General features: G+C 39.7%; 20 protein-coding genes and 1 tRNA gene. 9 read left to right on the top strand and 12 right to left on the bottom strand.

Features of this window, described 5'->3' with window-relative positions:
- Nucleotides 1-86: 86 nt before the first annotated feature.
- The 4 genes from DWY37_RS01100 to DWY37_RS01085 form a co-directional block, all read right to left on the bottom strand.
- Nucleotides 87-1,448, bottom strand: a complete 1,362-nt coding sequence (locus tag DWY37_RS01100) for an ATP-binding protein (protein ID WP_117698563.1) — start codon at nt 1,446-1,448, stop codon at nt 87-89.
- A 156-nt stretch (nt 1,449-1,604) separates the two neighbouring features.
- Entirely contained in the window at nt 1,605-2,690 is a 1,086-nt protein-coding gene (gene asd, locus DWY37_RS01095; protein ID WP_117698564.1) for an aspartate-semialdehyde dehydrogenase, read from the bottom strand.
- A 172-nt stretch (nt 2,691-2,862) separates the two neighbouring features.
- Nucleotides 2,863-4,275: an argininosuccinate lyase gene (argH, locus tag DWY37_RS01090; protein WP_118541533.1), complete on the bottom strand. Its 1,413-nt coding sequence runs from the start codon at nt 4,273-4,275 to the stop codon at nt 2,863-2,865.
- Nucleotides 4,276-4,384: 109 nt separating this feature from the next.
- Nucleotides 4,385-5,068, bottom strand: a complete 684-nt coding sequence (locus DWY37_RS01085) for an epoxyqueuosine reductase QueH (protein WP_118541535.1) — start codon at nt 5,066-5,068, stop codon at nt 4,385-4,387.
- Nucleotides 5,069-5,185: 117 nt separating this feature from the next.
- Here DWY37_RS01085 and DWY37_RS01080 point away from each other — a divergent pair, with 117 nt between their 5' ends.
- On the top strand, nt 5,186-5,953 hold the full coding sequence (locus tag DWY37_RS01080) for an ABC transporter ATP-binding protein (protein WP_118541537.1): 768 nt from the start codon (nt 5,186-5,188) through the stop codon (nt 5,951-5,953).
- A complete protein-coding gene (locus tag DWY37_RS01075; RefSeq protein ID WP_118541539.1) occupies nt 5,946-6,743 on the top strand; it encodes an ABC transporter permease in 798 nt (265 codons plus the stop codon). Before DWY37_RS01080 ends, DWY37_RS01075 begins: the two co-directional genes overlap by 8 nt.
- Before the next feature lie 78 nt (nt 6,744-6,821).
- Here DWY37_RS01075 and DWY37_RS01070 read toward each other — a convergent pair whose 3' ends face one another.
- From DWY37_RS01070 to DWY37_RS01060, 3 genes are read right to left on the bottom strand one after another with little or no spacing between them, the layout of a single operon-like run.
- The gene (locus DWY37_RS01070; RefSeq protein WP_118541541.1) at nt 6,822-7,229 is read right to left on the bottom strand and encodes a hypothetical protein; all 408 of its coding nucleotides are present in this window, start codon (nt 7,227-7,229) and stop codon (nt 6,822-6,824) included.
- Nucleotides 7,230-7,235: 6 nt separating this feature from the next.
- A complete protein-coding gene (locus DWY37_RS01065) occupies nt 7,236-8,210 on the bottom strand; it encodes a DHH family phosphoesterase (protein WP_118541543.1) in 975 nt (324 codons plus the stop codon).
- 26 nt (nt 8,211-8,236) lie between these two features.
- A complete protein-coding gene (locus DWY37_RS01060; RefSeq protein WP_117698570.1) occupies nt 8,237-8,677 on the bottom strand; it encodes a hypothetical protein in 441 nt (146 codons plus the stop codon).
- A gap of 228 nt (nt 8,678-8,905) precedes the next feature.
- Between DWY37_RS01060 and DWY37_RS01055 the strand changes: the two genes are divergently transcribed.
- The 7 genes from DWY37_RS01055 to DWY37_RS01025 all read left to right on the top strand — a co-directional run bounded on the left by DWY37_RS01055 (nt 8,906) and on the right by DWY37_RS01025 (nt 14,482).
- Nucleotides 8,906-8,978, top strand: a tRNA-Thr gene (locus tag DWY37_RS01055).
- A 162-nt stretch (nt 8,979-9,140) separates the two neighbouring features.
- Complete coding sequence (locus DWY37_RS01050; protein ID WP_022243215.1) at nt 9,141-9,680, top strand: helix-turn-helix domain-containing protein; 540 nt, start codon at nt 9,141-9,143, stop codon at nt 9,678-9,680.
- A 9-nt stretch (nt 9,681-9,689) separates the two neighbouring features.
- Nucleotides 9,690-10,763 carry a spermidine/putrescine ABC transporter ATP-binding protein gene (potA, locus tag DWY37_RS01045; RefSeq protein ID WP_118541545.1) on the top strand — a complete coding sequence of 358 codons (1,074 nt, stop codon included), beginning with the start codon at nt 9,690-9,692 and terminating at the stop codon, nt 10,761-10,763.
- Nucleotides 10,756-11,577, top strand: a complete 822-nt coding sequence (locus DWY37_RS01040) for an ABC transporter permease (RefSeq protein ID WP_117841121.1) — start codon at nt 10,756-10,758, stop codon at nt 11,575-11,577. The genes potA and DWY37_RS01040 overlap by 8 nt, the downstream gene beginning before the upstream one ends.
- Nucleotides 11,571-12,350 carry an ABC transporter permease gene (locus DWY37_RS01035; RefSeq protein ID WP_117698573.1) on the top strand — a complete coding sequence of 260 codons (780 nt, stop codon included), beginning with the start codon at nt 11,571-11,573 and terminating at the stop codon, nt 12,348-12,350. The genes DWY37_RS01040 and DWY37_RS01035 overlap by 7 nt, the downstream gene beginning before the upstream one ends.
- A gap of 3 nt (nt 12,351-12,353) precedes the next feature.
- Nucleotides 12,354-13,403 (top strand): ABC transporter substrate-binding protein, encoded by a 1,050-nt coding sequence (locus DWY37_RS01030; protein ID WP_118541547.1) that lies wholly within the window; start codon nt 12,354-12,356, stop codon nt 13,401-13,403.
- Nucleotides 13,404-13,564: 161 nt separating this feature from the next.
- Nucleotides 13,565-14,482, top strand: coding sequence for a DUF5688 family protein (locus DWY37_RS01025; RefSeq protein ID WP_117841122.1), 918 nt, complete (start codon nt 13,565-13,567; stop codon nt 14,480-14,482).
- On the opposite strand, the gene glgA is transcribed toward DWY37_RS01025, so the two are convergent.
- The 5 genes from glgA to argR form a co-directional block, all read right to left on the bottom strand.
- Nucleotides 14,472-15,911, bottom strand: coding sequence for a glycogen synthase GlgA (gene glgA / locus DWY37_RS01020; protein ID WP_117841123.1), 1,440 nt, complete (start codon nt 15,909-15,911; stop codon nt 14,472-14,474). The two genes, DWY37_RS01025 and glgA, sit on opposite strands and share 11 nt — an antisense overlap.
- A 459-nt stretch (nt 15,912-16,370) precedes the next feature.
- The gene (gene spo0A / locus DWY37_RS01015; protein ID WP_117698575.1) at nt 16,371-17,168 is read right to left on the bottom strand and encodes a sporulation transcription factor Spo0A; all 798 of its coding nucleotides are present in this window, start codon (nt 17,166-17,168) and stop codon (nt 16,371-16,373) included.
- 222 nt (nt 17,169-17,390) lie between these two features.
- The gene (gene spoIVB, locus DWY37_RS01010; RefSeq protein ID WP_158575642.1) at nt 17,391-18,680 is read right to left on the bottom strand and encodes a SpoIVB peptidase; all 1,290 of its coding nucleotides are present in this window, start codon (nt 18,678-18,680) and stop codon (nt 17,391-17,393) included.
- A gap of 135 nt (nt 18,681-18,815) precedes the next feature.
- Nucleotides 18,816-20,492, bottom strand: coding sequence for a DNA repair protein RecN (gene recN / locus DWY37_RS01005; RefSeq protein ID WP_118541551.1), 1,677 nt, complete (start codon nt 20,490-20,492; stop codon nt 18,816-18,818).
- Between the two features lie 33 nt (nt 20,493-20,525).
- On the bottom strand, nt 20,526-20,978 hold the full coding sequence (argR, locus tag DWY37_RS01000; protein WP_022243225.1) for an arginine repressor: 453 nt from the start codon (nt 20,976-20,978) through the stop codon (nt 20,526-20,528).
- Nucleotides 20,979-20,988 lie beyond the last annotated feature (10 nt).

Here is a 20,988-nt window from a genome sequence, read left to right as displayed (position 1 = left end):
TTATTTCCTCCAATTTCTGTGCCATTTCTATTATTTTGTCTTTTTCAATCATTTGACTTTACTGTCATTTTTAGCTTTCCGGCACTTTATAATTCCTTCATATCGATCAGGACAAATCTTTTATCTTCTTCTGCCATCTGTTTTAAATCCTCTGCAAATTCCTGTGCGGAAAACATATAAAGATATTTTGCGGAAATTTTTGCCTGTTTCAGATTATCAAGCAATGCTTCACCTGACGAGCGGGTCATATAAGGCTCTGACCAGTTACAGATTCCGACAATGCTCTCACGGACACTGTTCTGGGCGACAATATCGATATTGCCCTTCTTTCCAACCCAGGTTCCAATCCGGTGAATGTCAATCGGAAGTTTACCAATACGATTTAATAAAGTCAGATATTCCCGGCAGACCTTGACAAAATAACGGTTCATATAGTCATCTAAATCTTTTTCAATATAAGTATCATAAAATTCTTCCGGTGTCATCATATATAAGTCCGATAAATGTGGATAGACAAAACGGAACCAGAAATTCACATAAGTATTGGCAATGCGGTAAACACCCTTTTTCGTATTCTCCCAGCCACCGGTATCAAAGGAAACCACCTTTTCTACCACATCAAATGCCATCAGATTCTTCATGTAGACACTGATTTTTGCTCTGGAGAAGCCTGTCTTTAAAAAGAGGTCATTCAGCTTATTATTTCCCGAAGCCAATGCTGCAAGTATTGTATTATATACAGAAAGTTCTCTTAATTCAATGCTGATATAATTTTCTGCCTCATGGAACAGGAAGCCATCCGGAGACAAAATATGCCGACAGACATTTTCCTTAATACTCTTTTTGGAATTCCAGCGTGTAAGATAACCCGGCACACCTCCAATAATTCCATAGACCTGCACTGCCTGACTGGTTCCATATTCCGGGAAATGTCGAACCACATCAAGAAATGTCGCATCCTCCATGCGGATGGCTGCGTCTACCTTCTTTAAGTATTCACCATATTTTTCTCTGCAGTCTTCCTCTACCCATACCAGTGAAGAGCTGGTCAGAATAATCATAACAGGACCCGGATATAATTTCTTTGCTTTCAGTTTCAGAATGCTGTTCATAAAGCCAACATCTTTTCTGGCAATATACTGGAATTCATCAATAACAACCACAAGCTTGGTCGGGTCTCCACTCTTGATGCGGTTAAAGAATTCATCATAACTATAGCGTGTCAGACGAATTCCGTATTTTGTTTCCACTTCCTGCCCCATCTGCAAAACCTGTTCCCTTTCGGATGCCTGTCTGGCGCGATAGTAAAAAAACTTTTTCTCCTTACAGAATTCTTTTATCAACTGCTCTTTCTGGCAGTTATCTCTTCCATATAAAAGAACAATCTGATTGCCGGACTGTCCATATACCTCTTCTAATTTCTTTAATTCGGATGTCTGAATCATCATTAGTAATATCCTCCAGAATTTCTAATTTTAAGAAGTCACTCTAACAAAAATAATATCACATTTTAATTTTTCTATCAACGCCAAAACGATAAAAAAGCCATACTGCTTTCCTGCAATATGACTTTTCTATCTTCATTTTGTTACATATTTTGCTGCTTATTTTGCGGTAATGTAACCCTGTGCTTTTAAAAGTTCTGCGCAAAGAACAGCTCCACCAGCCGCACCACGTACGGTATTGTGGGATAATCCTACGAATTTCCAATCATATACGGTGTCCTCACGAAGACGTCCAACGCTGATTCCCATACCGTTTTCATAGTTAACATCCATAGAAACCTGTGGTCTGTTGTCTTCTTCTAAGTACTGGATAAACTGCTTTGGTGCACTTGGAAGATTTAATTCCTGTGGTACTCCCTTGAAGTTTACTAATTTTTCGATTAACTGCTCTTTTGTAGGGTTCTTTTTGAACTTAACAAATACAGCTGCTGTATGTCCGTTTAATACCGGAACACGGATACACTGGCAGGTAATAACCGGTGATGTAGCAGGTACGATAACACCATCTTTGATTTCACCCCAGATACGAAGCGGCTCTTTTTCGGATTTTTCTTCCTCACCACCAATGTATGGGATAATATTTCCAACCATTTCCGGCCAGTCCTTAAAGGTTTTTCCAGCACCGGAAATTGCCTGATAGGTAGTTGCTACTACTTCATATGGTTCAAACTCTTTCCATGCGGTAAGAACAGGAGCATAACTCTGGATGGAGCAGTTTGGTTTTACTGCAACAAATCCTCTCTTAGTTCCCAGTCTCTTGCGCTGAAATTCGATTACTTTCATATGTTCCGGATTGATTTCAGGTACTACCATAGGAACATCAGGTGTCCATCTGTGTGCACTGTTGTTCGAAACAACAGGAGTCTCTGTCTTAGCATATGCTTCTTCAATTGCTTTGATTTCATCTTTAGTCATATCTACAGCACTGAATACGAAATCAACTTCTGCTGCAACATTTTCTACTTCATTAACATTCTTTACTACAATATTTTTAACGGCTTCCGGCATTGGAGTATCCATTTTCCAACGATCTCCAACTGCTTCTGCATAGGTCTTTCCTGCACTTCTTGGGCTTGCTGCAATTGTAGTTACCTCAAACCATGGATGATTCTCCAGAAGAGAAATAAATCTCTGACCTACCATTCCTGTTCCACCTAAAATACCGACTTTTAATTTGCTGCTCATTTCTTTTTCTCCTCACGTTTTTATGTTCGTCTATCGCGAACAGTTGTCTTTCTGATAAATATACTATCCTATTTATACAAAAAATGCAATTCACAATTTATCAAAAATTACTAAGTGAATTGCATTTTTCTTATACATATGTACCAATTTTTTTAAATAAGCTACTTATTTTCTACGCCTCTTCCGGCAGATTCAACTCATCCTGCCAGTCCTTTGACAGATATTCCTTATGCAATGCAATGACTTTTTCCATTGCGTCTTTACCAGGCGCACCAACAGTCAGACGTTTATTAACACAGGTTTCCATGGAAATTGCTTCATAGATATCTTCTTCAAATACCGGACAGATTGCCTTTAACTCAGCCAATGACATATCATCAATGGCAATCTTCTTATCCAGACAATAAAGCACGATTCTTCCTACAATACCGTGGGCATCACGGAAAGGAACGCCATGATTTACCAGATAATCTGCTGCATCTGTCGCATTGGTAAATCCCTTGTTGGCACTGTCATGCATTTTTTCTTTATTGAATTTCATAGTTGCGAGCATACCGTTAAAGAGTGCCAGACAGCCTTTTGCAGTATCCATGGCATCAAAGGAAAGCTCCTTGTCTTCCTGCATATCTTTATTATACGCAAGGGGAATTCCCTTCATTGTAGTAAGCAATGACATCAGTGCACCATACACTCTTCCGGTCTTTCCACGTACCAATTCTGCAATATCCGGATTTTTCTTCTGTGGCATAATGCTGCTTCCGGTGCTGTATGCATCGTCAATCTCTACAAACTGATATTCATTAGAATTCCAGATGATAACTTCTTCTGAGAAACGGCTTAAATGCATCATAATCGTTGATAATGCAGATAAAAATTCGATTAAGTAGTCACGGTCTGATACGCCATCCATACTGTTTAAGGTTGGTCCATAGAAACCAAGTAATTCTGCAGTATATTCACGGTCTAATGGATAAGTAGTTCCTGCCAGGGCACCGGAACCTAACGGACAGTAATTCATTCTCTTAAAAATATCCTGCAGGCGTAGTCTGTCACGGCGGAACATCTCAAAATAAGCTCCCATATGATGTGCCAGTGTAATCGGCTGTGCTTTCTGAAGATGGGTAAATCCCGGCATAATCGTCTCGGTATTTTCTTCCATAATCTTAAGAATGGTCTCAAGAAGTTCTTTTACCAGCTTGTCAGTATGCAATACTTCCTGTCTGGTATAAAGACGCATGTCCAGTGCAACCTGATCATTTCTGCTTCGTCCGGTATGTAATTTCTTACCGGTATCTCCCAGACGGTCAATGAGCTTTGCCTCTACAAAGCTGTGAATATCTTCGTATTCATCGGTAATAATAAGCTTTCCTTCTTCTACTTCTTTTAAGATTTCTTTTAAACAGTCTACAATATCCTGCATTTCTTTCTCTGTTAAAATGCCCTGTTTTCCAAGCATTTTCACATGTGCAATGCTGCCTTCCATATCCTGTTTATAGAATTTCTGATCAAATGATATAGACGCATTAAAATTGTAAACGAGCTTGTCTGTCTCTTTGGTAAAGCGTCCACCCCATAACTGTGCCACTCTTTTATCCTCTCTTTCCATACGGATGTCCGTACTTATTCTAAACAAAAATCCATAACTAACTTCTGAAAGTATACCTTATTTTTCATAAAATGACAACCAGAAGAAATCACTCCTGTACTGCTTGCTCACTTTCCTGTGCCGCACGTTCTCTTTTCTGTTCTTCCCGCTCCCGCTTCGAAAATACACAGCCACAATAATCCTGCCGGTACATGCCATACTCTTCCGAAATTACGGTAGAACGCTTATAGCCATCCCGTTTCTTAAAATCCGAATATAAATAGGGAATGCCATATTCTTCAGCCAGCCTTCCTCCAATCTCATTTAACTTTGCAGCATTCTTCATGGGACTGATAGACAGCGTTGTCGTAAAATAATCACAATTTAATTTTTTCGCATACTCTGCCGCTTCCCGCAGTCTTAATTCATAGCAGCGGAAACACCGTTCGCCACCCTCCCGGATATTTTCATAACCTTTTACTGTTTCATAAAAACGCTCCGGTTCAAAGTTTCCTTCCACAAAGGTGACAGGATATTTCGTCGGAAATTCTTTAATAAAGCGTTTCTGCTCCGCTGCTCTGTGATAATATTCATCCTCCGGATAAATATTGGGATTATAGTACAACACCGTAATATAAAAATAGTTGGAAAGATACTCTAATACATAAGAACTGCAGGGTGCACAGCAGCTATGAAGTAAAAGTTTCGGAACTTCTCCTCTTTCTTCTAATCCGGCAATCGTTTCATCCAATATTTTCTGGTAATTTTCTTTCATCGCATTTACCTTTCCCATTCAAAATTTCTGTCGATTCTGTTCCTATTATAATCTATCCTTTTCTTCTGTCAATCCGGGTGACCAATCTCATTTTTTCACATATATTATCCTATAAACTTCTATCAGGTGAATACCATGTGCTCCATCCTTGAATTGTCCAATATAGATTATATTTATCATACGAAAGAGGGCGAAACCAAGGCTCTGTCCAATATCAGTTTTACTTTATCCAAAGGAGAATTTGTTTCTATTGTAGGCCCCAGTGGATGTGGCAAATCAACACTTTTATCCCTTATCTGCGGTCTTCTTGTCCCATCCGGCGGCATCATTTCCTTCATGGGACACCCCCTGCAGTCAAAGGATATTTTAAATATGGGATACATGCTTCAGAAAGACCACCTCTTAGATTGGCGTACCATCGCATCCAATGTCCAATTAGGGCTGGAAATCCAGCACAAAATGACACCGGAAAATCTTGCTTATGCCAACCGGCTGTTAGAAACTTATGGACTTGCCGATTTTGCTGCAAAACGTCCTTCTGAGCTTTCCGGCGGCATGCGGCAGCGGGCTGCCCTGATTCGGACCCTGGTACTTCGCCCGGAGCTGCTTCTCTTAGATGAACCCTTCTCGGCATTAGATTATCAGACCCGCCTTAATGTCAGCAATGACATCGGTACCATTCTGCGGCAGGAACATAAAACCGCCATTCTTGTAACCCATGATTTATCCGAAGCAATTTCCATGGGAGACCGTGTTATTGTCTTAAGCCACCGGCCGGGCACAATCCGCTCCATTATACCCATATCCTTTGAGCCTGGTCTTACGCCTTTAGAGAAACGGAATGACAGCCATTTTAAATCCTATTTTAACTTAATATGGAAGGAATTTAATCAAAATGAATAACCCATCCTCTGCACAGCTTATGTACTTACGGCAATGCCGCAGGCATCAGCTTAAAATAAAAATCTTTCGCATTCTGATTCTTGTTGTCTTTTTATTGCAATGGGAACTCTGTGCGAAATATGGAAAAATCGACCCCTTTATTTTCAGCAGTCCCACCAGACTTATCATCTGCTTTTACCAGATGATTACCGGTCAGAAGCTCCTTTATCACATTGGAATCACCCTGTTTGAAACCTTAAGCAGCTTTTTCTTTGTTATTATTTTAACATTACTGATTGCTGCAATCCTCTGGTTTTCCAAAACCTTATCCGAAACCTTAGAGCCTTATCTTGTGGTTTTAAATTCCCTGCCAAAATCCGCGCTGGCTCCACTGCTGATTGTATGGCTGGGCGGCAATTACAAGACCATTATCATCACCGGTATGTCCGTATCTATCTTTGGCTCTATTCTGAGTCTTTACACTGCTTTTTGTGATATGGATAAAGAAAAGATTCTTCTGATAAAGACATTAGGCGGCACCCGTAATGATGTCATGTTTAAAATTATGCTGCCGGGCTGTGTTCCCACCCTGCTTTCTATTATGAAAGTCAACATCGGTCTTTGTCTGGTTGGTGTTATCATCGGTGAATTTATTGCAGCAAAAAAAGGCTTAGGCTATCTTATTATTTATGGCAGCCAGGTTTTTAAATTAGACTGGGTCATCTTATCGATTCTGATTCTCTGTCTCATTGCCATGCTGCTCTATCAGCTGATTGGAAGTTTTGAGAAGCTCTGCTTAAAGAGGAAATAAAGAAAGGCGGTATGAATTGCACCTGCTCTTCATACTGCCTTTCTCTTTCTTACTTTACAGGAAATTGCTTATGAATTTTTATGCTTCTTCGATTTCTTCAAAGTCACAGTAATCTGCTCCTGCTTCAGAAGCAAACTTAAAACTTACTTTCTCGCCCTGATATTCCACGGTAAAATCACCTTCCATATCAAGGAAAGAATGTGCCTGGGCTATATTATCCAAGAATTCTGCCATATCTGCCGGAAAGTCTTTTGCATCTGCCTCTACGCTGCACTCTTCTTCTAAGATTTCCTGCTCCGCAAAGAGACGCAGGGTAAAATCATCCAAATCACTTTCATCATCAAAGTCTACACCCTGAAAATAATGATTGCCGCAATTTTTAAATAAGTTCTTTACATAAGAGGTACTGGATAAAATTCTCGACTGGGATACATCCTCTGCCTCAAGATAAATATGATAGGTTATCTTCACCTGATTTTCTGCCATGGTATCTTACCTTCCTTCTTCTGCCTTGATCTGCTCTAAGAACAGCATTTCTAATTTATAATCCCGGTCCGGTTCCAACTTTTCCATATTCTTCTTTGGAATGAAACCGCCAGCCATTGCCGGATGTCCGCCACCATTTCCATAATCTGCTAATGCCTTTGCTACAACTCTTCCGGCATCTACATGATTTAATGCACTCCGGACAGAAAACTTAATGCCATCAGAACGGATTGCATAAATCACGGAAATATTAACTACATCAAGAGACAAAATAAAGTCTGAAATAATTGCAATCAGCGCATCCGGACAATCAAACGGAATCGATGCAAATCCCACATCATCATAAATGTGGATATTATCGATTGCCGCACCATATGCCTTTAAATCAGAAAACTCCATTACATTTACATACATGGATTTTAACTCTTCCACATCTGCCATTGGATAGATGTATGCAAACATATCCACATCAAGCTTTGTTGTACCACGGACAAAGTCATCCGTATCCATCTTGATGCCATATGCCAGTGCTGCCGCCACATCCCGGCTCATTGGTGTATTGGTAAGATAAAAATACTCTGTAATCATTGTGGCACAGGCTCCTACACGGCGCACATCTTTATAAGCATATTCACAGGCAATTACTGTCGGATGATGGTCAATACATGCCACCTCATCCCCGATAAAATCGGTCAGATTCGCATTATATTTCTGGGAGTCTACGGTAACAATATAGTCCTCTTTCTTCATATCATCCAAATCTTCTTTAGACAAAATATCAATATGAAATGTGTCAAACATCTTTCTTGTACTCAGGCGTTCAATCTTACCATCATAACAGATATCTGCTTTAATCCCATGGTAATTTAAAAAATGCTGTAAGCCAAAGGCACTGGCAATCGCATCCGGATCTGGAAAATTATGTGTCTGAATATAAGTTCTGTGTCCTCTTAATAACTCTACTAATTGTAAGGGATCCATGTTTTATCTCCTGGTATGATTTCTTCTTATTTTAATATAGAAAGCGGATTATTTTCCTTCTGGAATTTCAATGCAAACAAAGCTGCCCCATAGCATAAAATTCCAATCAACATAAATATTACTTTACCGGAAATTATTCCAACGACAATCTCTGCTGCTGCAACAATTCCATGCAGCCAGACAGGAAGGTTATGCAGACATGCAGCAAGTCCCGCTTCAATCAACACTACAATACATACGCTCACTACCGGAATCTTCCATACCAGTATACCCAGTACAATTTCCAATACGGCAAAAACCACAAATACACATAACATAATCAGCGCGCTGTTTTCCTTTAATTCTGCAATCGTAAACTGACTGTTCTTCTTTGCATAATTTTTCTTTGCGCTGTTGATTTTCTTCTTCATATTCTTCTTACTGTCCTCAGTTTTCTTTCCCCCTGAAACAAATTCCTTCACTTCCATGAAAAAAACTTCCTCCTTGTAATGATTTCCCTTTTCATAAGCCGGTTCATCTTTCTCCGGTTCTTACACATCTACGCCCATTATACCAAGTAACCTTTGAAAGAACAACTTTTTTCAAAAAAACATTGCAAATTTATTTTTTTCTATATATAATATTATAGTATGATTTTAATAAATAAAGGGTTGTCTGAGGAAAATATTTTATTTCGCATATAACCAGATTATTCTGCTTCCGTGGCTCAGTTGGTAGAGCGGCGCATTCGTAATGCGTAGGTCAGGGGTTCGAGTCCCCTCGGGAGCTTTTTTTGTTGTCTAAAAATAATCTAAAAATAGTATTGACATTTCTCTTTCAATTTCTCATAATACTCCTTAGTGAGTTTATTATTATTAAACTTCAAATACATTATTAGCTTCATTTTGTAAAAACTATGTAAAATCACTTTTCATGGAAAGGAAGTACAAAATGGATATTGGAAATAAAATCAAGGAGCTGCGGATTCTCTACGGTCTCACCCAGCAGGAACTGGCTGACCGTCTGGAATTATCCAAAGGATTTATCTCCCAGTTAGAGCGTAATCTTACATCTCCTTCCGTGGGTACACTTTTAGATATTATCCAGTGTCTCGGCACTACGCCGGCAGAATTTTTTGCAGATGATGAACCTGCACAGCTTGTCTTTAAAAATGAAGATTATTTTGAAAAAGAAGATGCGGAACACAGGAGCTTAATCGAATGGATGGTTCCCGGTGCCCAGAAAGATATGATGGAACCGGTACGTCTGACGCTGAAGCCCGGCGGCACATCAGACATCTATCTTCCACATGAGGGAGAAGAATTCGGCTATGTACTTAAGGGCTCCATTAAAATCATATATGGTACCCGTACTTATACTGCAAGACAGGGGGAGTCTTTTTATCTTAAGTCCAATAAAAAGCACCATATCGAAAATACCGGCAGGAAAGATGCCGTTCTTATCTGGGTTACAAACCCACCAAGTTTTTAGGAGGTTATGATGGGCAAGAAATTAATACAATTAGAAAATATTACCAAAACTTATGACGGAAATATGATTTTGGATGACTTAAATCTTTATGTAAAGGAAAACGAATTCTTAACACTGCTGGGACCTTCCGGCTGTGGAAAGACTACTACCCTGCGTCTTATCGGTGGTTTTGAGACACCGGACACCGGACGTATTATTTTTGATGGAAAAGATATTACTTCTCTTCCGCCAAATGAGCGTAAATTAAATACCGTATTCCAGAAATACGCACTTTTTACCCATATGAGCATTGCAGAAAATATTGCTTTTGGGTTAAAAATCAGCAAGAAAAGCAAGGCTTATATTCAGGATAAAATCAAATATGCCTTAAAGCTTGTAAACTTAGACGGTTATGAAAACCGCAGCATTGATTCCTTAAGCGGTGGCCAGCAGCAACGTATTGCCATTGCCCGTGCCATTGTAAATGAACCAAAGGTGCTCCTTTTAGACGAGCCTTTGGGTGCACTGGATTTAAAAATGCGTCAGGACATGCAGTACGAACTGATTCGTCTGAAAAATGAACTTGGCATTACTTTTATCTATGTTACCCACGACCAGGAAGAAGCCCTTACCATGTCAGACACCATTGCTGTCATGAATCAGGGCTATATCCAGCAAATTGGTACTCCGGAAGATATTTATAATGAGCCGGAAAATGCATTCGTTGCCGACTTTATCGGAGACAGCAATATCATTGACGGTATCATGATTGAGGATAAATTAGTCAGCTTCTTAGGCATCAAGCACGAATGTGTCGACACCGGTTTTGGTAATAATAAACCGATAGACGTAGTCATCCGCCCGGAAGATATTGAGATTGTAGAAGCCGGCACCGGTTTTATGGATGGTGATATTACTTCTGTTATCTTCAAGGGTGTCCACTACGAAATCGAAATTATGGCTGGCGGATATGAATGGCTTGTTCATACCACCAAATATTTCGAAACCGGAAGCCATGTGGGAATGAAGGTAATTCCTTTCAATATCCAGATTATGCATAAACCGGAATCTAGTGACGAAAAGGCGGTGGAACTCGATGCATAATGCCAGAAAAAGACTTTTAGCCGGACCTTATCTGGTCTGGATTATTGGATTTACTGTACTTCCGATTCTGATGATATTATATTACGCATTCACCAACAGTGACGGTGGTTTTACCTGGGCAAATATTGCTGCAATTGCAGACCCGGTACATATAAAAGCACTCCTGCTTTCCTTAAAGCTTGGTATCTTATGTACAATTGTCTGTCTCCTGCTCTCCTACCCGCTTGCCATGATATTAAATAGTCTTCATATCAAGCATCAGAGCTTTGTGGTATTTATCTTCGTCCTGCCAATGTGGATGAATTTTATGCTGCGTATTTTAGCATGGCAGATGTTACTTTCCAATAATGGAATTATCAATGGATTTCTTTCCATTTTCGGCATTCCGAAGCTTCATATGTTAAATACCCAGGGAGCCGTTGTATTTGGCATGATTTATGATTTTCTTCCATTTATGATTATGCCGATTTACAATTCCATAGTACGTATCCGCAAAGAAACCATAGATGCGGCAAGGGATTTAGGTGCCAACAGTTTTATCACCTTCTTCCGTATCATTCTGCCGCTTACTTTGCCTGGAATTGTCAGCGGAATTATTATGGTATTCGTGCCGGCACTTACCTCCTTTGTTATTTCAGACCTTTTAGGTGGAGGTAAAGTACTTCTCATTGGAAATGTTATTGAGCAGTCCTTCATGCAGGGTTCCTACTGGAATTTAGGTTCCGGACTTTCCATTGTACTTATGATTTTTGTTTTAATCAGTATGGCATTTATGAATCGTGCCGGTGAATCAGGAGGGCATGCAGTATGGTAAAGAAAAGTTTATCAAGAATTTATCTTGCAATTATTTTCCTGTTTCTGTATCTTCCAATTGGAGTTCTGATTGTACTTTCCTTCAACAACTCCCTCTCCCGTGTAAAATGGGGCGGATTTACGACAGAATGGTACCGCAATCTTGTTTCTGACCCGACTATTATGAATGCCTTTTATACCACGATTCTGATTACCGTTGCATCTTCCGTGATTGCTACAATAATCGGAACCATGGCAGCAATCGGAATCAGTGCCATGCGGAAAAGGAACCGTCAGATTATGCTTGGTGCAACTAACATTCCACTTCTGAATGCAGATATTGTTACCGGCATCTCCCTGATGCTGCTTTTTGTCCGCTTTACAGAGCTTGGAACATCAACCGTATTGATTGCACATATTACCTTTGACATTCCATATGTCATTTTAAATGTACTGCCTAAGCTTTCCAACACCTCATCCCATACCTATGAGGCCGCCAGAGACTTAGGTGCAACACCACTTTATGCATTTTTCAAAATTGTATGGCCGGATATCAAGCCTGGTGTATTCTCCGGTTTTCTGATGGCCGTGACAATGTCCCTAGACGATTTCTCCATCACCTATTTTACCAAGGGTGCCGGTGTCAATACATTGTCCACCATGATTTATACCCAGCTGCGTAAAGGTATTATTCCTGAGATGTATGCGCTGTCTACGATTTTATTCTTCCTTGCACTGGTACTTCTTCTGATTATGAATTACCGCAGTGTCAAGGATGCGAAAGGAAGGTCTTAGGAAATGAAGAAATTCTTATTTTCATTTATGCTTATTGCTGGTCTCCTTACTCTTTCCGACTGTGGACAGAAAGAGGATGAAAATGCACTTGTTATTTTAAATTATGGAAAATATATAGAGCCGGATGTTATCCAGCAATTTGAAAAAGAAACCGGTATTACCATCAAATACGAAGAATATGAAAGTCCGGAGGAAATGTATACCAAATACAAAGCGGGTTCCATCAAATACGATTTAATCTGTACCTCCGACTATATGATCCAGAAGCTTATCAATGAAGGTGAAGTCTTAGAAATGGATTATGATAATATTCCACTTTACGAAAACATTGACCCGACCTATGTGGAATTTTCCAAGGCCTTTGACCCGGAAACGAAATACACACTACCTTATTTCTTCGGCACACTGGGTATTCTCTACAATAAAACCATGGTAGATGAAGCTGATATGGACAGCTGGAATGTTCTCTGGAATCCGAAATATAAGGGACAGATTATCATGGAAAATTCCGTCCGCGATACCTTCGTTCCTGCACTCCGGCTTTTGGACTATTCCATCAATACTACGGATGAAGATGAATTAAACGAAGCACTTTCCATGCTTTGTGACCAGAAAGATTTAGTCTACTCCTATCTGGTAGATTCTTCTGCCGATGAAATGATTGCCGGAAATGCTGCCATGGCTCTTATTTATTCCGGAGAGGCTGCCTATGCACAGGATTATAATGATGATCTTGATTATGTGGTTCCGAAAGAAGGTTCCAATATGTGGATGGACTCTTGGTTCATTCCCAAAACCTGCCAGCATAAGGATGCTGCAGAACAGTTTTTAAATTATCTCTGTCGTGAAGATATCGGTATGGAAAACTTTGACTATGTCTGGTATGCTACACCAAACACCGCTGTTTATGACGAACTGGATGAAGAGGTTCAGGAAAGTACTACTATTTTTTCTGATCAGGAAACTTTAGAAAACTGTGAAATTTTTAACAGTCTTGATGTCCCGGCTACAGAAACTTATGACTATCTCTGGAAGAAATTAAAATCTTACTAAAATATTCTGGTCTCTAAAAGATTAGAAATTTTTTAGAAAAATTTCATATTACGTTTCTTGTTATTCAAGACACAAGATGATATATTGAAAGTCCATTGGAATAATCCATGGACTTTCTTTTCTATTTATTCATTTTTACCATTTCTAACCAGGAGGTCTTTATGACATATCAACAATTTCTTACTGAAATCCAGTTACAAATTCATTCTCTGTTTGATACAGATGTTACGATTCAGCTGCATAAAATCCAAAAAAATAATGGCGTTACTTTGGATGGACTCACTATTCTGCAAAAGGGCTGCAACATTTCTCCCACTATTTATCTCAATGATTATTACAAAGAATATCAGGCTGGGAAAAGTATACATAACATTATTTTACATATCCGGGAAATTTACCGGGCTTACCGTCCCAGCAGCTCTGTCGATGTAGCATTCTTTACTAATTTTGAAAATGTACGACACCGCATCCTCTTTAAACTGATTCACTATCAGAAAAATGAGGAACTCCTCAAAGAAATTCCTCATTTTCGTTATCTTGATTTTGCAGTTGTTTTTTATTGTCTTTTATCTAGCTCAAGTCAGGGAAACGCCACTATTCTGATTCGTTCCACTCATCTTTCCTACTGGAACGTCTCCGCAGATGCGTTATATTCTTATGCCTTAGAGAATACGCCGGCACAGCTTCCTGCTGATTTTGAACCATTAATGCCATTACTCAATAAGCTTATGCCAATGCCCTTTCCTGCAGATAGCATGGAAGAAGAATCCGAAACACCGCTTTATGTATTAACCAATAAAGCCAGACTCTATGGTGCTTCCTGCATTCTCTATCCAAATCTTTTAGATTCCATTGCAGATAAGCTCACATGTGATTTTTATCTGATTCCAAGCAGCATTCATGAATTTCTGATTCTTCCTGTTCTGCCCGGAACCTGTATACAGGATTTAAATGCTATGATTCATGAAGTAAATTCCACTCAGGTTGAGGAAGAAGAAATCTTATCCGATCACGCTTATTTCTATTCCCGCTCTGAAAAGCTTCTTACTTCTATGCCAGAAGAAAGGACTACAATCTAGCATATAATTTTTCATATTCCTTTGCAGAACTGGACCAGGAGAAATTCTGCTCCATGCCACGTCTTGCGATATCCAGCCACCCGGTCCGGTTCTCATGGAATACCTGATATGCATAAAGAAGACTGTCACGCATTTCATGAGCATTATAATTGGAAAAAGTAAAACCTGTTCCGGTATGCTGATACTCATTATATGGCTCTACGGTATCCTTTAAGCCACCGGTCTCGCGAACCACCGGTACTGTTCCATAACGAAGGCACATCAACTGGCTCAGACCACAGGGTTCAAATAAAGATGGCATCAAAAAAGCATCTGATGCTGCATAAATTCTATGTGCTGCTTCTTCGGAATACATAATATTTGCCTTCAGTCTGTCCGGATACCTGCTCTCATAATAACGGAACATATTCTCATAACGTTCCTCTCCGGTTCCTAAGGCAACAATCTCAAATTTACCGGAAGAAAGCAGTTCATCCATCATATAATCTACCAGTGCAAATCCCTTCTGCTCTGTCATTCTTGAAACAATTCCAACTAACATCACATCATCCGAATACGGAAGATTCATATCCTTTAAAAGTGCCTGCTTATTTTTCCGCTTGCCCTCTTCTAAATCATTGGCATCATATAAATAAGCAATCTTTGGATCCGCTTTCGGATTATATTCATTATAATCGATTCCATTAATAATACCGCTTAATTTATAGCTGTTACTGCGAATGAGACCATCCAAGCCTTCGCCACCATCCGGAGTTGTTATCTCATAAGCATATGTAGGACTTACCGTTGTTACAGCATCTGCATATACAATACCACCCTTCAGATAATTGCCCTCTCCATAGGATTCTAATTTATCCGGTGTAAAAAGAGCATCCGGCAATCCGGTAATATCTTTTACTGCCTTTAGATTCCAGCGCCCCTGGAACTGTAGATTGTGTATCGTAAATACCGTTTTCATATTCTGGTAAAATACATTTTTCTTATAGATATTCTCCAGATATACCGGAACCAGTCCCGTCTGCCAATCATGGCAATGAATAATATCCGGCTGGTAATTCATATGCGGCAATGCTTCTAATACTGCCTTTGAGAAAAATGCAAATTTTTCTACATCTTCGTAAATATTATTATATGGTCTGTCTCCCGCAAAATAGAATTCATTATCAATAAAATAATACTGGATTCCATCTTCCTTTGCCTCCAGTATTCCTACATATTGTTTTCGCCAGCCCAAATCTACATAAAAATGCAATATATGATGCATTTTCTTACGCATATCCTCACGGATACACATATACTTCGGCAGCATGACGCTGACTTCATATTCATTTTTTGAAAAATATTTTGGCAGTGAACCTGCTACGTCTGCAAGGCCGCCTGTTTTGATAAATGGAACTGCCTCTGATGTAACAAATAATACCCGCTTCATTTCTGTTACCCCCAAATCTGATACCCTTTTTACAAATACGCAACGCTTTCTTTCGCAGTGCATCTCGAAAACCCTTGGTTTTCTCGATGTACGGGCATTCGCCCTATCTACGCTCACACTCACAAATCCGCTGCGCTTTCTTTCGCAGTGCATCTTCGAAAGCCTACAGCTTTCTCGATGTACGGGCATTCGCCCTATTTACGCTCACACTCGCAAATACGCTGTGCTTTCTTTCGCAGTGCATCTTCGAAAGCCTACGGCTTTCTCGATGTACGGGCATTCGCCCTATCAGCCGACAGAAATACGCGATACTTTGTGCAAGCACAGTATCGCGTATTTCTGTCGGCTGCACTGCTCATTGCTTACGCTCATTATACCACGTTATGGGGGAGCAGAAAATACCTAAAATGTCTGATTCAGACACCATATTTTGCTGCCGTTTTTGTAGAAACCACCCTTTTAATACGCTTTATATTCCAGGCGGATTCTGTCTGCAATCAGTGCTATAAATTCTGAATTTGTCGGTTTACCTTTTCCATTGTTTATCGTATACCCAAACAGCTCATCAATCGTGTCCATTTTGCCACGGCTCCATGCCACCTCTATTGCGTGGCGGATAGCACGTTCTACGCGGCTGGCTGTTGTCTGATATTTTTTTGCGATTGTCGGATAAAGTATTTTTGTAATGGAATTAAGCATTTCAATATCATTTACCGACATAATAATTGCTTCACGCAAATACTGATATCCTTTGATATGTGCCGGAACTCCTATTTCATGTATAATATTTGTCACTTTACTTTCCAGATCCTCCGGTTTTGCCGAAGGCTTTTTCTCATATGCTCCGACTTTTTTTGATTCCGCAGCATTCATTCCCCGGAGCACTCTTGTACTTTTTATCCGATTGATAATCATATCATTATCGAAGGGCTTCATAATGTAATAATCCGCCCCCAGATTAAATGCATCTTCTGTAATCCGGTCCTGTCCTACCGCACTGATAATAATAAAACTAGGACATTTTCTTATGGATTTATCTTTTTTTACTTTTTCTAACAGTGCAAGTCCGTCAAGTTTTGGCATAACTATATCCAATAAAACAACATCCGGCTGTTTATGTTTGATAATCTCATATGCTTCGACCCCGTTCTTTGCCGTACCAACCACCTGCAAATCCTTATCGCTGGCTACGATTTCATCTAAAAGCTGTACCATTCTCTCGTTATCATCTGCAATTGCTACATTTAATTTTTCCATGTCAAACCTCCTGCCGTTTCCACTCTTTTGTACAAAGATGAAACTACTTGTATTTAAACACAACTTTTCTGTCGTTTCAAGCTAAAGCGTTCATCTTATTTCGACATCAATATTGCCCGGAAGACAACGGCTGCCTTCTTCCCCTTATACATTTTGTATCATAATTATATCCTGATATAAATTATGTCGAAACATGTCGTTAAATTATAAACTGTTTTTTTCTTATGGATTCGACGTTTTCCCCACTTCTAACATATCCTCAATAAAAATACCATACCCCTTCTTCGCATCATCGACGAACACATGGGTAACTGCACCTATCAGCCTTCCGTTCTGGATCACCGGGCTGCCGCTCATTCCCTGTACAATACCTCCGGTGTTCTCTAACAGTGCCGCATCCTCTACTTCAAATAAAATGCTTTTGTTTTCCTTATTCTTCCGATAATTAACTTCCGTAATTCTTATCTTATAATGCGCTATCGTTCCGTCGATATCACTGATAATTTCTGCTTCTCCAGGTTCAATATCCTGCTTATAACCAACCGGATAAGCTACGGCATTTTCCAGCAAATTATTTTTTTCATGTAATATTCCATAGATTCCTCGTTCGCAGTTCTCCTCAATATCTCCCATACAATATTTTTCTTCATAATTAATGACTCCTGATAATTCACCCGGTTTACCGGATTCTCCTTTTACGATTCCCACCAGTCTGCTGTTATAAAGTTTTCCCGTCCCCACTTCCAGCATACTTCCGGTATCCATGTCTGTTACAGCATGTCCCAGTGCCCCATAGCTTCCATCCTGGCTGATATAGGTAAGTGTTCCGATTCCTGCCAGATCATCCCTTACCCAGACTCCTAATTTATACGTTTCTTCTTTTGACAATTTCGGCTGTATATATAATTCTAATGTTTCTCCATTTCGACGTATCCGAAGCACTAAAGATTTTCCTTCACATTTATCGACAGCATCCATTAACGCCTCCTTATTTTCAAGTTCTACACCATCTACTGCACAGATATAATCTCCACTCTTTAAAACATTCTGTGCCGGTGCATACAGCATACCGTCTAACCCTTCAAAATTTCCCGTTCCAATGACAAAGATGCCATCTGTCTGCACATAAATACCAATATTTTCCCCACTGGCATAGACCTCCTGCTCCGCTACAATATCTGCCTGCACCTCTTTTATTGGTATAATTCCGAAGAGCTTCGCTCGTAAAACAACCGTATCTGAAACCATATCTATTTCATTTCTTTCGTCACCGGCCTTGTCCATGCTGCTTTGCAGCTGCTGATTTTCCATTACAGATGTATCGATAAATCTCTTTCCGGAATCCCGGCATTCGAAGGTCACCGGCATGGAAATGTCCAGTTTACTTAAATCACCATCGATAAGTTTTACTTCATCCGGAACCATATTTAACATAAGCTGGTAAGCAAATACCAGCCAGACAATCACTATAATCTGCCATATATTTTTTATGCTTTTTCTTATTAATCTCATCCGCATTATATTTTCCTCACTACAGGCATAATAACTACAGGAAACTCTCTTTACAGCTTTCCCGCGTAAAATAAAAACAGGATATTCATTGAATATCCTGTTTTTATTATGTGTATTATTGTTTGATTCAATCGTTTATTTTTTAGCATTTTGTGCCAGGTTAAGCATTTCTCTTGCACTTTCCAATACGGTGTCTGTAATCCTCACTCCACCAAGCATTCTTGCTAATTCAGTTACCTGCTCATCCTCGGTGAGTCTTCGTATGGTAGAAATGGTTGTCTCATTTTCTACGGATTTTTCAATACTGAAATGAGCATCTGCCATTGCTGCAATCTGCGGCAGATGTGTGATGCAGATTACCTGATGATGTTCTGCAATCATATGCATTTTTTCAGATACCATCTGCGCCGTCCTTCCGCTGATTCCTGTATCAATTTCGTCAAAAATCAAGGTTTCTATTTCATCATTTTTAGCAAGCACTGTTTTTAATGCCAGCATAATTCTTGATAATTCTCCACCGGATGCTACGCTGCCAAGTGGTTTTAATGGCTCTCCCGGGTTGGTTGCAATGACAAATTCCACTTCATCAAAGCCATCTGCTCCAAAAGTCTCTTTCTGTTCAAATTTCATTTCAAAACGAACATCTAAGAAGTTCAAATCTACTAACTGCTCCCTGATTTTTTCTGCCAGTTCCTTCGCATATCTTTTGCGGATTGCAGATGCTTTTTCTGACTGCTTCTGCAATGTTTCTTTTAATGCATTTTCCTGTTGCAGCAGCTTCTTATGATACATATCAAAATTTTGTAATTTTTCTGCCTTTTCCTGCTTTTCCTCTAAAGATGCTAAAATTTCATCTATCGTATGACCATATTTTGCCTTCAGATGATTGATTTCATCCAGACGCTGTTCTGTCCCGGCAAAAGTCTCATCATCAAATTCAGCCTCATCCATATAGTCCGCAATTTCCCGGTTCAAATCATTCAAAAGATTATCAATTTCCAAAAGTTCATCTGCCATCCCACGAATTGCATCATCATAATCTGCCACAGATGACAATTCTCTATGAGCTCTTCCGGTAAGCTCCGATGCACTGCCGTCTTCCATGCTGAGTAATCCATGGGCTGCATGAATTGCTTCCATAATTTTCTTTCCGTTCAGAAGCTTCCGGTATTTTGTTTCTAAAACTTCATCTTCGCCAGCTGTTAATGCAGCTTCTTCAATTTCATGGATTTCATATTCTAAAAGAGATAATTCCCGCATCCGGCTCTCTTCATCCAGAGAAGCTTCTTCTAACTCTTTTGTAACTTCACGGTACTTTTTATAAGTTTCTTTCAACTCACTTTTGATGTCCGACAGTTCATTTCTTGCATAATCATCAAGGATTTCTAAATGCTTCTGTTTCTTAAGCAGCGACTGGTGTTCATGCTGTCCATGAATATCAATCAGCAACGCAGAAACTGCTTTCATCTTTGATGCCGGAACACTTTCCCCATTGATTTTGGCGATGCTTCTTCCTCCGGAAATCTTTCTGCTTAAAATCAGCATATTATCCTCCGGATAAACATCAAGCCCGGAAAGTGCTTTCTTTAAAGCATCTGATTCTACATCAAAAATCAGCTCCACAAAGGCATTCTCCTCATTATCCCTTAACATCTCTTTGGATACCTTTTCTCCCAGAGCCAGATTAATGGAACCAATGATAATTGATTTTCCGGCTCCTGTCTCTCCGGTCAGGATATTTAACCCTTTTTCAAAATCGACTTCCGCCTCATCAATGAGTGCCAGGTTCTTAACATGCAGGTTTCTTAACATATTTTCTCCTTCTACTCTCTCTCGTCTTCCGTTCTAATCTTCCATAATCCGGCGAAGACGTCCCATTAACGCTGTGGTATCCTCTACGGTACGGACAGCGCACATAATTGTATCATCTCCAGCAATGCTTCCTACTATTTCATGGCAATCCATGGCATCCAATGCTGCCGCAACTGCCATTGCCATTCCGGATACCGTCTTAATCACAAGAATATTCTGTGCCATATCCATCGATACAAAACCATCCCGGAATACACGGACATACTTTTCTGTCATGTCCTCCTTATTTTCAGATAAAGCTACATATTTCTGACGGCCATTGCTCAATGCTACCTTAGTCAGTTTTAACTCTCTGATATCCCGTGAAACCGTTGCCTGCGTCACATGATATCCTTCCTGCTCCAACTTTGCAGATAATTCTTCCTGTGTGCCTATCTCATTCTTCTGAATTAATTCCAGAATCTTTGCATGTCGTCCTATCTTCATTACAGTCCCT

It is taken from the genome of Roseburia sp. AF25-13LB (assembly GCF_003478915.1).
Lineage (GTDB): Bacteria > Bacillota > Clostridia > Lachnospirales > Lachnospiraceae > Roseburia_C > Roseburia_C amylophila.
The sequence above is the reverse complement of the archived record's forward strand: the minus strand, read 5'-3'. Positions and strand labels throughout refer to the sequence as shown.